General features: G+C 63.6%; 12 protein-coding genes. 5 read left to right on the top strand and 7 right to left on the bottom strand.

Annotation, left to right across the window (positions count from 1 at the left end):
• Positions 1-209 precede the first annotated feature (209 nt).
• A complete protein-coding gene (gene paaZ / locus AC1DLO_RS05365; RefSeq protein WP_476889529.1) occupies positions 210-2,312 on the top strand; it encodes a phenylacetic acid degradation bifunctional protein PaaZ in 2,103 nt (700 codons plus the stop codon).
• Positions 2,313-2,464: 152 nt separating this feature from the next.
• Positions 2,465-2,872, top strand: coding sequence for a VOC family protein (locus AC1DLO_RS05360; protein ID WP_184738634.1), 408 nt, complete (start codon positions 2,465-2,467; stop codon positions 2,870-2,872).
• Between the two features lie 248 nt (positions 2,873-3,120).
• On the opposite strand, the gene AC1DLO_RS05355 is transcribed toward AC1DLO_RS05360, so the two are convergent.
• Genes AC1DLO_RS05355 through AC1DLO_RS05345 form a run of 3 tightly spaced genes read right to left on the bottom strand, consistent with a single transcriptional unit; the run spans position 3,121 to position 5,616 of the window.
• A complete protein-coding gene (locus AC1DLO_RS05355; RefSeq protein WP_476889528.1) occupies positions 3,121-3,723 on the bottom strand; it encodes a TetR/AcrR family transcriptional regulator in 603 nt (200 codons plus the stop codon).
• A gap of 53 nt (positions 3,724-3,776) precedes the next feature.
• A complete protein-coding gene (paaK, locus tag AC1DLO_RS05350) occupies positions 3,777-5,129 on the bottom strand; it encodes a phenylacetate--CoA ligase PaaK (RefSeq protein ID WP_476889527.1) in 1,353 nt (450 codons plus the stop codon).
• A gap of 7 nt (positions 5,130-5,136) precedes the next feature.
• Positions 5,137-5,616, bottom strand: a complete 480-nt coding sequence (locus AC1DLO_RS05345; RefSeq protein ID WP_476889526.1) for a hotdog fold thioesterase — start codon at positions 5,614-5,616, stop codon at positions 5,137-5,139.
• A 163-nt stretch (positions 5,617-5,779) separates the two neighbouring features.
• On the opposite strand from AC1DLO_RS05345, the gene AC1DLO_RS05340 reads away from it, so the two are divergent.
• The 3 genes from AC1DLO_RS05340 to AC1DLO_RS05330 all read left to right on the top strand — a co-directional run bounded on the left by AC1DLO_RS05340 (position 5,780) and on the right by AC1DLO_RS05330 (position 7,567).
• A complete protein-coding gene (locus tag AC1DLO_RS05340) occupies positions 5,780-6,334 on the top strand; it encodes a GNAT family N-acetyltransferase (protein ID WP_184738625.1) in 555 nt (184 codons plus the stop codon).
• A 115-nt stretch (positions 6,335-6,449) separates the two neighbouring features.
• Positions 6,450-7,307, top strand: coding sequence for a response regulator transcription factor (locus tag AC1DLO_RS05335; protein ID WP_476889525.1), 858 nt, complete (start codon positions 6,450-6,452; stop codon positions 7,305-7,307).
• A gap of 83 nt (positions 7,308-7,390) precedes the next feature.
• Positions 7,391-7,567 carry a hypothetical protein gene (locus AC1DLO_RS05330; RefSeq protein WP_184738895.1) on the top strand — a complete coding sequence of 59 codons (177 nt, stop codon included), beginning with the start codon at positions 7,391-7,393 and terminating at the stop codon, positions 7,565-7,567.
• 152 nt (positions 7,568-7,719) lie between these two features.
• Here the strand turns inward: AC1DLO_RS05330 and AC1DLO_RS05325 are convergent, their stop codons facing one another.
• The 4 genes from AC1DLO_RS05325 to AC1DLO_RS05310 all read right to left on the bottom strand — a co-directional run bounded on the left by AC1DLO_RS05325 (position 7,720) and on the right by AC1DLO_RS05310 (position 13,306).
• The gene (locus AC1DLO_RS05325; RefSeq protein WP_476889524.1) at positions 7,720-9,384 is read right to left on the bottom strand and encodes an ATP-binding protein; all 1,665 of its coding nucleotides are present in this window, start codon (positions 9,382-9,384) and stop codon (positions 7,720-7,722) included.
• A 69-nt stretch (positions 9,385-9,453) separates the two neighbouring features.
• On the bottom strand, positions 9,454-11,649 hold the full coding sequence (locus AC1DLO_RS05320; protein WP_476914422.1) for a S9 family peptidase: 2,196 nt from the start codon (positions 11,647-11,649) through the stop codon (positions 9,454-9,456).
• A gap of 63 nt (positions 11,650-11,712) precedes the next feature.
• A complete protein-coding gene (locus AC1DLO_RS05315; protein ID WP_476889522.1) occupies positions 11,713-12,147 on the bottom strand; it encodes a hypothetical protein in 435 nt (144 codons plus the stop codon).
• A 97-nt stretch (positions 12,148-12,244) separates the two neighbouring features.
• The gene (locus tag AC1DLO_RS05310) at positions 12,245-13,306 is read right to left on the bottom strand and encodes a signal peptidase I (RefSeq protein WP_476889521.1); all 1,062 of its coding nucleotides are present in this window, start codon (positions 13,304-13,306) and stop codon (positions 12,245-12,247) included.
• Positions 13,307-13,347 lie beyond the last annotated feature (41 nt).

The following is a 13,347-nucleotide window of genomic DNA, read 5'->3' as shown; positions in this document are numbered from 1 at the left end:
TTCATTTCGGAAAGCGCTTGCGACACGGCGAGTCGCAACTCCAGGGCGTCAAACCCGTCAAAGACGGTCAGGAAGGGCGCAGCCCGGGGAGACATCTAGTGTGCAGATCCGGGCTCTCATGTATTCTGGGAATATTACCGAACGGCCGGTCAGTAATTTGCGGCCGTTCAGTCCATTTCGTGCCCGTGCCTTGGAAGGACCCGTCGACGATGACCAGTACCGCAGTCGCTCCGGAAGCCACAGCTGTTGAAACCGTGCCCAGTTTCGTCCAGGGCGAGTGGTGGACCCCCAGCGCCAACGCCTCCGCGGGCGTGCCCGTCCGCGACGCCAGCACAGGCGAGATCCTCGCAACGGTCAACACCGACGGACTGGACCTTGCCGGCGTCGTGAACTACGGCCGCACGGTGGGCCAGCGCGAGCTCGGCAAGCTCACCTTCCACCAACGCGCCCTCAAGCTCAAAGAACTGGCCCAGTACCTCAACGGCCGCCGCGAGGAGTTCTACACTTCGTCGTTCAAAACCGGCGCTACCAAGATCGACTCGATGGTGGACATCGACGGCGGCATCGGCGTGCTCTTCACCTTCGGTTCCAAGGGCCGCCGCGAACTGCCGAACTCGCAGGTTGTAGTGGACGGGCCCATGGAAATCCTTTCCAGGGACGGTTCCTTCGCAGGCGAGCACATCTACACCCGCATTCCGGGCGTCGCCGCGCAGATCAACGCCTTCAACTTCCCCGTGTGGGGCATGCTCGAGAAATTCGCGCCCGCGTTCATCGCCGGCGTCCCCACCATCGTCAAGCCGGCCACCCCCACTGGTTACGTTGCCGCCGTCGTGGTTAAGGCAATTGTGGAGTCGGGCATCCTGCCGGAAGGCTCGCTGCAGCTCATCTCGGGATCCGCCCGCAACCTGCTGGACCACCTCGACTACCGCGACATTCTCGCCTTCACCGGATCCGCCTCCACCGCCAACTCGCTGAAGTCGCACATCAACGTGGTCCAGGGCGGCGTCCGCTTCACCTCGGAAACCGACTCACTCAACGCCGCCATCCTCGGGCCCGACGCCATGCCCGGCACGCCCGAGTTCGACGCTTTCATCAAATCGGTCGTCACCGAAATGACGGTCAAGGCCGGGCAAAAGTGCACCTCGATCCGCCGCACCATCGTGCCGCAAAGCTTGGTGTCCGACGTCGTCTCCGCCATCGGCGCGCGGGTGGACGAGCGCGTTGTGCTGGGCGACCCCCGCGCCGAGGGCGTCACCATGGGCGCCCTCGCGTCGCTTGAACAGTTGGCCGACGTCCGCGCGGCAGTGCAGTCCATGCTCGACGCCGGTGGCGAGCTCGCGTACGGGACGCTTGATTCGCCGTCGGTCACCTCGCTCGACGGCACGGTTGGCGTCGTGGAGGACGGCGCCTTCATGTCGCCCGTCGTCCTGAGCTGGGCCGACGTGGACTCGGAAGCCGTCCACTCACTCGAGGCCTTCGGCCCGGTATCGTCCGTAATCGGGTACTCGGATCTCGACGACGCCGTCCGCCTCGCCGCCCGCGGTGGCGGCTCCCTCGTGGCCTCCGTATGCACCAACGATCCTGCTGTTGCCCGGGAATTAGTGACCGGAATCGCCGCGCACCACGGCCGTGTCCTGATGCTCAACCGCGAGGATGCCCGGTCCTCAACCGGGCATGGTTCGCCTGTTCCGCACTTGGTCCACGGCGGACCGGGCCGCGCCGGTGGTGGCGAGGAACTCGGTGGAATCCGCTCGGTGATGCACCACATGCAGCGCACCGCCATCCAAGGTTCGCCGAACATGCTCACTGCCGTGACCGGCGTCTGGCACACTGGCGCGGACCGCGACTTCACGGTGGAGACGGAAGGAACGCACCCGTTCCGGAAGTCGCTTGCTGCTCTGCGGATCGGCGACGCCGTGCGGTCCGAACTGCGGCAGGTCACCCTGGACGACATCACCGCTTTCGCCAACTCCACCGGCGACACCTTCTACGCCCACACCAACCAGGAAGCGGCCGAAGCCAACCCGTTCTTCCCGGGAATCGTGGCGCACGGGTACTTGTTGCTGAGCTGGGCCGCCGGGCTGTTCGTCTCGCCCGAGCCCGGACCAGTCCTCGCGAACTACGGCCTGGAGAACCTGCGCTTCATCACTCCCGTGGCCGCAGGGGATTCGATCCGCGTCACGCTCACGGCCAAGAAGATCACGCCGCGCGAGACCGACGAATACGGCGAAGTAGCCTGGGACGCCGTGCTGACCAACCAGAACGACGAGATCGTAGCCACCTACGACGTCCTGACCCTCGTGGAGAAATAACCCTCGCCCTTCTCTCCCTTCCGACGCTCGCTCACTTATGTCGGTGTTTGGCCGGACGCTCGCTCAGATCTGACGCCCTTTCCATCGACGCTCGCTCACAAGGTCTTTCCCACGCCGCCCGGCGTAAGATTTTCTGCGTAGGAGGTGGCGAAGTGAACCTAGCACTCAGAACAGCCACAACCGTCTTGCCCGTCGACGACGTAGATCGAGCCCGCAGCTTTTATGCGGAGAAACTCGGCCTCCCGCATCGCGGCATGACATGGGATGGAAATGATTTGTTTGGCATCGACGGTGGCCCCATGCTGCAGTTGATGCCTATCAAGGACGGCATGCACTCATCGCACACTGCCCTTTCCTTTGAAGTCAGTGACATTGAGCGGACAGTCGAGGAAATGGAGGCGAGCGGCGTCGAATTCCGGGATTACGACCTCCCGGATCTCAAGACCGAACACCACATTTGTACGACTGACGCCGATAGGTGCGCCTGGTTCATGGACTCGGAAAACAACGTCCTCTGCGTCCACGAAAGCTTGGGCATCCAGGCCGAATATCAGCTCTGAATAGCTGAACCACCAACAAGCACAACGCAGAATGCTCCTTCACTTTAGTGAAGGAGCATTCTGCCATTCGGCCACATAAGTGAGCGAGCGTTTCTAAAAACACCCATATATGTGAGCGAGCGTCGGGGGGACGAAGGGGACGAAGGGGACGAAGGGGACGAAGGGGACGAAGGGGACGAAGGGGACAAGAGCGACAAAGGGGACAAGGGCGACAAAGGGGGAGCGGCCGGGAACGAGTAAAAACGGTCCTACGCCGGGGCGTGCAGTCCGTCGAAAGCCATGGTGATGACGTCGTCGGCGAGGCGCTGCGGGGAGAGCGAGCCGCCCGGTTTGTACCACTCCACGATCGAGTTGATAGTGCCGAACAGCAGCCGGGTTACGGTGCGGGGGTCGATGTCCTGGCGCAGCGTGCCTTCTTCGCGGGCGGCGGAAATCAGCGCAGCCACCTTGTGGTCGAAAGCACGACGCCGTTCCAGGGCATCGCGCTCGATGTCCGTATTGCCGCGCAGCCGTAGGAGCAGCGTGACGAACGGCAGCCGGTCCACCAGCACGGCGATGGTCTGCCGCAGCACGAATTCCAGGCGCGCGTCGGCTGCCCCGGTAACAGCCTGGGGCTGTTCCAGGATGGCCTCGAGCCCACCCAGCGCGTGCTCTAGGGCGAGCTTCAGGAGATCGCCCTTGGACGGTACGTGGTGGTAGATGGCCGACTTTGAGATCCCGAGGTTTTCGGCCAGGATGCCCATGGACGTGGCGTCGTAGCCATGGCGGTTGAAGACGTCGACGGCGATGAGCAGCACTGATTGCTGGTCGTATCCGGGGCGTCCCCGCTTGGTTGCTGTTTCGCTAGGCATGCTGGCCATTTTCTCATGAACGGTCGGTTGATTCGTGCACGCGCCGGGTCAGGTTACCTCTTGGGTCGCATGTCGTAGACGCGGCGCAGCTTGCCGTTGGAACGCTCGAGCGAACCCGGCTCGACGACGTCCACGACGCACGAAGAACCCACGTGGATCTTGATCTGCTCGCGCAAGGCGTGTGCCGCCGTCGTACCCGCCTCGAGGGAAACGTTCTCGCGGCGCTCAATCTTGACCGTCAGCGAGTCCATGCGCTTGCCCTCAGGGCGGGTGAGTTCGAGCTGGAAATGCGGGCTGAGCTCGGGGATGCGCAGGGCGATTTCCTCGATCTGCGAGGGGAAGAGGTTCACGCCGCGCAGGATGATCATGTCGTCGCTGCGGCCGGTAATGCGGCCCATGCGGCGGTGGGCGGGGCGGGCCGTGCCGGGCAGCAGGCGGGTGAGGTCCTTGGTGCGGTACCGGATGATCGGCAGCGCTTCCTTGGTCAGTGAGGTGAAGACGAGTTCGCCCGGCTCGCCGTCGGCCAGTACGGCGCTTACCCCGCGGGAGGGGTCGAACGGATCGATGATCTCCGGGCGGAAGTGGTCCTCCCAGATGTGGCAGCCGTCCTGGGTCTCCACGGCCTCGCCCGCAACGCCCGGGCCCATGACCTCGGAGAGCCCGTAGATGTCACACGCTTTGATGTTCATGGTGGTTTCGAGCTCGTGGCGCATTTCCTCGGTCCACGGTTCGGCTCCGAGTACCGCGTACTTGAGCGAGGTCGACGCCGGATCGACACCCATGTGCGCCATCGCGTCAGCGATGGTGAGCAGGTAAGTGGGAGTTGCCAGGATGGCGTCCGGCTGGAAGTCCTGGATCAGCTGGATCTGGCGTTCGGTCTGGCCGCCGGACATCGGGATGACAGTGCACCCCAATGCTTCGGCACCCGCGTGGGCGCCCAGGCCGCCGGTGAAAAGGCCGTAGCCGTAGGCGTTGTGGACCTTCATGCCCGGGCGGACTCCGGAGGCGCGCAGCGAACGCGCCACCAAGGTTGCCCAGTTGGCGAGGTCGTTTTTGGTGTACCCGACGACGGTCGGCCGTCCTGTGGTGCCGGAGCTGGCGTGAACGCGGGCTACTTCGTTCTGCGGCACGGCGAACATGCCGAAGGGGTATTCCTGGCGAAGGTCTTCCTTGGTGGTGTACGGGAACTTGCCAAGATCGGACAGCTCGCGGAGATCGGTGGGGTGGACGCCGGCGTCGTCGAACTTGCGCTTGTAGAGCGGCACCCGATCGTAGGCGTAGGCCACGGTGTGCTGGAGGCGGCTGAGCTGCAAGGCCTCGAGCTCGTCGCGGGAGATGGTTTCTTCGCGATCTAGCTGTGCGGTGTTAAGCGGTGCGTCGGGAGCGGCGACGGTGTTCTGTGTCATGGTCTTCCTACTTCTTGGAGATGGTGCGGCTGCGGCCACGGAACTCGGCGATGAGCTCGCCGTAGCTGCCGGGATCCTTGGGCGACGCGGTGGCAAGCTCGCTCGGGTCCGCAGCGAAGATCTGGATGTCGTACAGGCCGCTGCGGCCGTTGTTGGCACGGCGGTTTGCGACGGCGGTGATCACCTGGCCCTGGTAGGCCGGCTTGAGGAAGTTGATGTCGACGCCGGCAGCGACAGTGATGGTGTCAGCCTCCGACGGCGACGGGACGGCCGGGTTGCAAGCGAGGGCAAACGCCGAATCCGCGAAGGCGAAGATCATTCCGCCGTGGGCCATTCCGAAGCCGTTGAGCATTTCCTGGCGGAGCTTCATCCGGACGGTGGCGTGGCCGTCGTCGATCTTGAGCACCTCTAGGCCCATCCACTCGGAGGCGTAGTCGTTCTTGAGGATCTGGTGCTGCGCTGCGCCAGAAAGGGTGGTCTCAACCATGCGTCATTGCCTCCAGCTTTATTTACCGAATGTTCATTAGGTAATCCCAGTTTGCTTGAACTGTCAAGAGGCGCCCGCCCGACGGGACGGATTCGGGGCGTTCGCCGGGCTCCATCCGATGGACGCGCCGGAACGCACCGGACCCACGTAGTAGCCTCGAGGCATGCCGCTCATCGAACTTCCCATCCGGACTCCGAGGCTCGTGCTTCGCCGATTCGAGGCCACGGATCTGGAACGATTCCATGCCTACCAGTCCTTGCCGGAGACCGCGCGATTCCTGCTCCGGCAGGAATTGACCCTGACGCAGTCCATGGAAGCACTGGGCCGCTACGCCAACTTCACTTTCGAGCAGGAAGGCGATTGGGTGTGCCTGGCCATAGAGCGCCCGGACTCGCCGGGGCTGCTCGGCGAAGTGGTGCTCAAATGGCTGCCGGGCACGGGGCAGGCCGAGATTGGCTGGATATTGGCTCCGGAAAGCCGGGGACATGGCTACGCGGCCGAGGCGGCCGAGGCCGTGCTCCGCCTTGGGTTTGAGACGCTCATGTTCCACAGGATCGACGCCAAGCTCGATGCCCTGAACACCTCGTCGTCGGGCTTGTGCGAGCGGCTCGGCATGCGTCGCGAGGCAGTCCTTGTGGACAACTGGCACTACAAGGGCCAATGGTCCACCGAAGTCATCTACGCCATGCTCGATTCCGAATGGCGGGCACGGAAATAGCGCCCGGCAGCCCATGGATTCAAGAGCCAAGTGTGACTTACGTTGAAACGAGTGGAGATACCAGAGCTGGCTGGTGTTAAGGTGGGCAAAGCATGGGAGATCGGGGGGTCGTGAAATGAGCGCACCTGGCGTAGCTGTAGTAATCGAGGATGACGATGACATCCGCGAGGTGGTCCACGCCGTCCTCGAAGCCTCAGGCCTGGAAGTTTACGCGGCAGGGAATGGTCTTGATGGCGTGGATGCGGTCCGCCGTCACAACCCGGACGTGATTACCTTGGACCTGGGCCTGCCGGACATCGATGGCATAGAGGTCACCCGCCGTGTACGGGAGTTCAGCGACGCCTACATCATCATGCTCACGGCCCGTGCTCGCGAGGTGGACACACTGCAAGGTTTGGCCGTCGGCGCGGACGATTTTGTCACCAAGCCCTTCCGCCCCCGCGAACTTCTGGCCCGGGTTGAAACGCTCCTCCGCAGGCCCCGCGGCAGCAAGCTGTCGGGCGGCACCTCCGGAGGGATCACGGCGGCGGAGCTGCCGCCAGCGAAGGGGACACCGGCGGCTACAGCGCCGAATTCGTCAGCAACGGCGGTGCTCCGCGAATCGCACGAAACAACCAGCCCACGAGAGCCGGACCGTACCGGGCTGGAACACAACGGCCTCTACTTGGACGTGGCCACCCGGACAACACGGGTCGATGCCGAAGAAGTGCAATTGACCCGTACCGAGTTCGACCTTCTCCAGGCACTCATGGAGGCCGGACGGGTGGTCCGAAGTACCTCGGGGCTGGCCCGCTGGCTACATGCCCGGGAGTACGAAACCGGAGCCTACGTCAGCGAGTCCGAAGAGCGGGCCATCCAGGTTCACATCGCCAATCTGCGCCGGAAGCTGGGTGATTCCGCACAGTCGCCGCGTTGGGTGGAGACCGTGCGTGGCGTTGGATACCGCCTCGCCGCAAAGACTACGGAAAACTGATCCGATCTTAAGGAAACCTTTAACGAGGCTCCTTACGCTGGAAAGGTCCCCTTCGGATTTCCAACGGCTCTAAGGAGCAGTGCATGAAAAAATTCGCCGCAACACTTCTCATGACGGGCCTGCTGGCCGTTGGCGGATTTGTCACTCCTGCCAACGCCGCCCCGAAGACCACGCACGACACCACAATCACCACGGTTATCACCGTTCCCGTCGTGACTGACCCGGTGAACTACACGCAAGTCGGTTGGTGGCCTAACTAGGGCTGATCGCGCGGCTCACGCCTGCCCGTCCTGACCCTGTTTGGCGCGTTCGAGCCCCGAAAAGACGCGACTCGCCGTGTCGTAAGCGCTTTCCCACTTCAAAGAAGGTCGGGACGGCGCGCGGGTGGCCCCTGCCAGGCTGCCAAGCCGTCCTAGCTTCCGGTATCCAGCGGGAGCCGGACCGAGACAGTGGTTCCCACGCCGAGGCCGGACTCGATGTCGAGCTTGCCGGAGTGGCGCTCCACAATGTCGTGGGCTATCGCCAGGCCCAGCCCGCTGCCGGGGATGGCCGCGGTGGAGGCATTGGAAGCGCGGAAGAATCGCGTAAACACTTGGTCGATTTCAGTTTCGGGGATCCCGACGCCGGTATCTTCCACGCGCACCACCACGCTGGGAACCGTTCCTGGATCGGAGGTGATCCCGCTGCTGACGGCGACGTGGCCGCCGTCAGGGGTGAACTTGATGGCGTTGCTGATGATGTTGGCGAATACCTGCTCCAGCTTGGCTTCATCGGCCTGGATAGTCACGGTTCCTGGCGCGTGCGTCACGGTGAGGGATAGCGAACGGGAGTCCGCAAGGGGCTGCAACGTTGAGACGACGAGCCTGAGCAAGGTGCCCACGTTGACCCGGCTCAGTTGGAGATCGCCTGAAGTGCCTTGGTGTGAGACGGTGAGCATGTCCTCGATCAGGCGTCGGAGGCGCTCGGCATTTCGTGAAATGACGTCCACCATCCGCGCCACCCCCGGAGGAATCGTCCCGCCGGCGCCGCTGCGGATCATGTCCAGATAAGCCGTGATGGACGTCAACGGGGTTCGGAGTTCGTGGTTCACCGTGGTGAGGAAGTCAGTCTTGGCCTGGTCGAGTTCCTGGAGTTTGTACATCACTTGCTGTTGAGCGCCAATCAAGTGGCTCTGCATGAGGCCGTATGACAAGTTTCCCGAAACGTGCTGAATTAGGCCGATTTCAGCTCGTGTCCATTCCTGCGCCGTGTCCGGTCGCGCGATCCAGATGACCCCCAAGACAAGATCTCCCTCGCCTACGGGCACCACAACAGAGGCCGACGGCGCACCCACACCACCGTTCCGGTCCTCGCCACCGGGGTGCCCCGGGAGAGCCCGGTCCTCGCCACCGGGGTGCCCCGGCTGAGTTCCCTTCGGCAGCGGCTTCACGTCTGCTTCGGCCCATAAGCGTTCCGCCAGTTCGAATGCGGCGATTTCGTCTGCTAGTTCGGGAGGCAGGATTCCTGGTGCCAGCCCGGGGGCGTTCCATTCGGCGCTGACCTGCGGCACGCGTACGTCCGGGAAGGTAGTGAACCAGACGTGTTCCGCACCGAGGGCCTCGCCGATTCCATCCACCAGGTGCCGGGCAATCCGTCCGGGATCGATGGTTGAGCGGATCGCCGCGGACACCTTTCGCAGGCTCTCCCGCAATAATTCGGCTTCCGAGCGGCGGCGCATCCGTTCAGCGGCGCGGGCGATGAGGACCAAGGCCCTGTACGCGCGAATGTCCGGAGCTTGGCCCTTGTAGATAAAATCCGCAATTCGCCAGGCCTCCAGGGCTGCGACATCCAGCTTGTCCTCGGGATCCAGCATGAGCAGAACAGGGGCGCCGTTCCGGGGAAGGAACTCGCGGAGCGCGTTGTCCAAGACCACCACGTCGCTCGGACCGGTTTCCAGCGCGGCCGCGAGCGAACCGGCGTCGGACGCTGTACGGACCAAGAATCCCGCAGAGGTGAGGGCCGCAACCGTCTCTTCGAGACGTACGGGGTCAGGGTCGGCCACCAAGGCACGGTTAGGTGCCGATGCATCGTTCGTCACGGGACTCTCCACTGCGCTCCTACTGTACGATTAGGCCCCCACCGGAAGATTAGCTCGCTAGGGAGAACCTTACTTGAGCCCCGCGCCAGGCAGCAGGTCAACTGCTCCCAGCGAATCAGCCACGAAGGCATAGTCCCACGCGCGCYCACGCCATTGAACGTACCGTCCCGAGGCTCCGCCGTGTCCACCCTCCATCTCGATCTTCATGACGATTGGCGCCGTGCCGGTGGTCTCGGAACGCAGGACCTGGACCCACTTCGCGGGCTCTACGTAGAACACTCGGGTGTCGTTGAAGGACGTCACTGCCGCGATCTTCGGATAGGAGACGGCACGGATGTTCTCGTACGGCGTGTAGGACTTCATGTACTGATACACCTCGGGATCGGTGATGGGGTTGCCCCATTCCTCCCACTCGAGCGCGGAAAGCGGTAGTTCCGGGTCCAGGATGGTGTTCAACGCATCCACGAATGGCACGGCTGCCACGATCGCCGCGTACTTCTCCGGCGCAAGGTTGGCCACGGCGCCCATCAACAGGCCGCCTGCAGAGCCACCCATGGCCGCGATCCGGTTCGGTGCCACCCAGCCGGAGGATGCTAGCCAGTCAGTCGCTGCGATGAAGTCCGTGAAGGTGTTCTTTTTATTGAGTTTCTTGCCGTCGTCGTACCAGTGCCGGCCGAGTTCGCCGCCGCCGCGGATGTGGGCGATCACCATGACGATTCCGCGGTCCAGGAGGGACAAACGCGCCACGCCGAAGCCCGGATCCATGCTGACCTCGTAGGAGCCATAGCCGTAGACCAGGCCTGCGCCGGTTGAATCCTGGGAAACGGAGGCGTGCCGGAGAACGGAAAGCGGCACGCGGGTGCCGTCCGCCGCCGTCGCCCATTCCCGCGTGGCCACGTAGTCTGACGCGGAGTACCCGCCCAGCACGGGGCTTTCCTTCCGCAGCAGTAGTTCGCCTTGCGGCAGGGCATCGGTGGGCAGGACGAAGTCGTACACCCGCGATGGCGTGAAGAAGGACGTGTAGCCGATGCGGATTACCGGGGCTTCGTAGTCCGAACCCGCCACCCCGGCCGTGTAAAGCTCCTCGTCGAAGGCGGGTTCCACGGCGTCGCCCTGCGCCGCGGTTCCCAATCCGGCGAGGGGCAGCACCTGCACGCGTTCGATCGTGTCCTGCCGTACCGCCACCACCAGATGCGTCGAGGTGACGCCGGCACCGTTGACGCGAACGGCGTCGGAATGCTCGACGACGGTGCGCCAGTGCTGTTCGGCCAGTGGCTTGGCGAACTCGGCCGCGTCCGCGATGGAAACCATTGAGTTGATGGCGTCCTTGTTGTGGGTCAGGAGGATGGTCTCAGCACCATCCAGCAGGAACGGCTCGGCCTCGTAGAGGATGTGCTCGTCGCGGGAAATCACGGTGGACAGCCCGGCGTCGTAGTTGTCAAAGCGCAGTAGGCGCGTTTCGCTGAATTCCGAGCAGCCGATGCTCAGCACGAGGTAGCGACGGTCGGCGGAGAGCTCGAAACCGAGCCACATGGCGACGTCGTCCTCTTGGTAGATGATCTCGTCCTCGCTGACGGGCGTCCCCAAGACGTGCGACTTCACCTGGTACGGCCGCCACGCGTCGTCCACCACCGTGTAGAAGATCCGGGTGCCGTCGGGGGAGAAGGCCACCCCGTAGAAGATGTTCTCGATGACGTCGGGCAACAGTTCGCCCGTTCGCAGGTCCTTGATGCGGAGCGTGAATCTTTCCTCGCCGGAGTTGTCCACGGCGTAGGCATAAAGGTTGCCGTCCACCGTCACGGCAGTGCCGCCAACGGAGAAGAACGGTTTGCCTTCCGCTTCGGCATTGCCGTCCAGCAGGACTTCTTCGCCTTGGAGTTCGACGCCGGGTTCCACCGCCGGAGGGGTCCAATCGGCTATCGCATCGCCGGAGTGTGCTGCCCGGAAACGGCACTGGATGCCGTACTCCTTGTCCTCMRCSGAGCGGSTGWAGTACCACCAGYCGTCCTTGCGGCTGGGGACCGAGAGGTCCGTCTCCTGGGTGCGGCCCTTGATTTCCTGGAAGATGGCCTCACGCAGCGGTTCCTGATGCGCGGTGACGGCCTCCTGGTAGGCATTTTCCGCCTTCAAGTGCTCCACGACCTCGGAGGATTCCTTGTCCCGCAGCCATTCGTAGTTGTCCACGAAAACATCGCCGTGGTGCTCGCGCGTGGTGGGCACCTTCTTGGCGACGGGAGGAACTGGAGGCGTGGCAGGCAGGCTCATGGGGCAACTCTATAGAGGGCCACCGACACACGACCATCGATTTCGCTCAGAGCGGCGGTCTCGTCAGCACACCACCGTTCCTTGGAAGGGTTGTCCTGTCCACACATTGCCGGGGGACGCCGTGTACAACCCGTGGATCTGGTACGTCCAGGTGCCCTGTGTTGCATTGGCCTTCGTGAACGTTCCGGCGATCGTCTTCATGTTGCCACCGCCAGGGTTCGTCACCGTGAAATCGTAAAACGTAGCCCGCGGGACGGTTCCGTAGTTGGTCACGACGATGCTGAGGCTGCGTGTCACGCAGGTGGCCGTCACACTCGCGCCGGTCGGTGCAGGGAGCGACATGGTCCCTACGCTGGTTGAACCGGAGTCCATTCCCGTGAACGAAGCTTGTGCGATGCCGGGAGCAAGGATCAGAACCGCAGCCGCCGCCAGGACCGCAGCGACGCGCCCAAGCACAGGCGTCTGCGCTCGGTCGGCGGTGCTGTGGCTTCTACGCAAGGTCAGCGGCTTTCTGTCAGGCCCTGTGGTCCGATCCCCTTCTTACGCCTTTTCGCGGTAAGGGCAGCGGACCCAGTTCAGTTCGTTGAGGACATTCTCATGCAGCACGCCGGGCAGTTTGACCGCCCAGTGCTTTTTGACCGCCCAGTGCTTTTTCCAGCTGTGGCTGGTGCTGCCGTACCTTTTCGCTGGCTTCAACTGCGGCGGTTTGATCGGTCATGACCAGGGCACGTTCCAGGTGGACGCAGTGTTGTTCCATCCGGAGCGCCCCGACCATCGAGGAACTGGTTTTCAAGCTCAGGACAGCATCCATGGCCAAGTCGCTGTTCCCGGCGCTGAGCGCGTGGCTGATCCGGTCTACGCGCTGGGGAAGCAGCCTGGTGTAAGTGGCCGCGAACTTCTTGGCGGCTTCCTTGCTGTTCATCTCCCGCGCGAGGCGCTTGAGGGGACGGCGGTCCAAGGCCGGAAGAGACCGTTCTGCGTCGCTGGCGTCCACGTCGTGGCCTTCCGGCTTTTTCCGCCAAATCGAGACGAGAAGCATGATCACCAGGGCGGCCGGAGCGCCGTACATCAGGATTTTCAAGACCAGGGGATCCCGAATGGCCCGGATTGCGTTGCCGAGGTAAGGGACGGTGAACACCTGGCGGTCCACGTGGCCTCCAGCCAAGTTTGCAGTCCATGGGTCGGCCCCATTGTTGGCGTCGCCCTTGGTACGAACGGTCGCGGTGCCTTCGCTGTTGACGGCGAAGTCAATGATCCGGTGTGTCTCCACCCGCTGGTCGTCTACCGGAATGTGGTACGTGATGATGTCCCCGACCCTCAGGTCTTGGACCGGGACGGGAACGGTGACCACCACGTCTCCCGGATTGATGAGCGGGGACATGGAGCCGGTCAGCATCGTGCTGGTCTGGTAGCCAAGGACACGGGGACCGACGGCGAGGAACAGGAACGTTGCTATGGCCGCAATCATCACCGTGGTGGCGATGAGCCGCACGAAGGACTGGGCTACTTTCGACCCCATGCCCCGGTTCTTCCCCGTGCCCGATTCTTCCGTGCCCGGCGTCGCCGTTTTGGTGGCTGTCGCCGTCGTGGTGGTTGTCGCCGTCGTCGTGGTTGTCCGGGAGACCCGCCGCGTGCGGCGGACCAGTGATGCGGTCATGGTGGGTCTCCGTTCTTGTGTGAGGCCCTCCGCCGTCGTTT

This window comes from Arthrobacter sp. 01T419 (genome assembly GCF_056398865.1).
Note: the sequence above shows the minus strand (reverse complement) of the source record. Positions and strands in the feature narration are given on the sequence as shown.

Excerpts from the sequence above, each read along its gene's own strand:
- AC1DLO_RS05340 (WP_184738625.1), top strand. The coding sequence starts at position 5,780 with ATGCCGCTCATCGAACTTCCCATCCGGACTCCGAGGCTCGTGCTTCGC.
- paaK (WP_476889527.1), bottom strand. The coding sequence starts at position 5,129 with ATGACACAGAACACCGTCGCCGCTCCCGACGCACCGCTTAACACCGCA.
- AC1DLO_RS05345 (WP_476889526.1), bottom strand. The coding sequence starts at position 5,616 with ATGGTTGAGACCACCCTTTCTGGCGCAGCGCAGCACCAGATCCTCAAG.
- paaZ (WP_476889529.1), top strand. The coding sequence starts at position 210 with ATGACCAGTACCGCAGTCGCTCCGGAAGCCACAGCTGTTGAAACCGTG.
- AC1DLO_RS05310 (WP_476889521.1), bottom strand. The coding sequence starts at position 13,306 with ATGACCGCATCACTGGTCCGCCGCACGCGGCGGGTCTCCCGGACAACC.
- AC1DLO_RS05330 (WP_184738895.1), top strand. The coding sequence starts at position 7,391 with ATGAAAAAATTCGCCGCAACACTTCTCATGACGGGCCTGCTGGCCGTT.
- AC1DLO_RS05355 (WP_476889528.1), bottom strand. The coding sequence starts at position 3,723 with ATGCCTAGCGAAACAGCAACCAAGCGGGGACGCCCCGGATACGACCAG.
- AC1DLO_RS05335 (WP_476889525.1), top strand. The coding sequence starts at position 6,450 with ATGAGCGCACCTGGCGTAGCTGTAGTAATCGAGGATGACGATGACATC.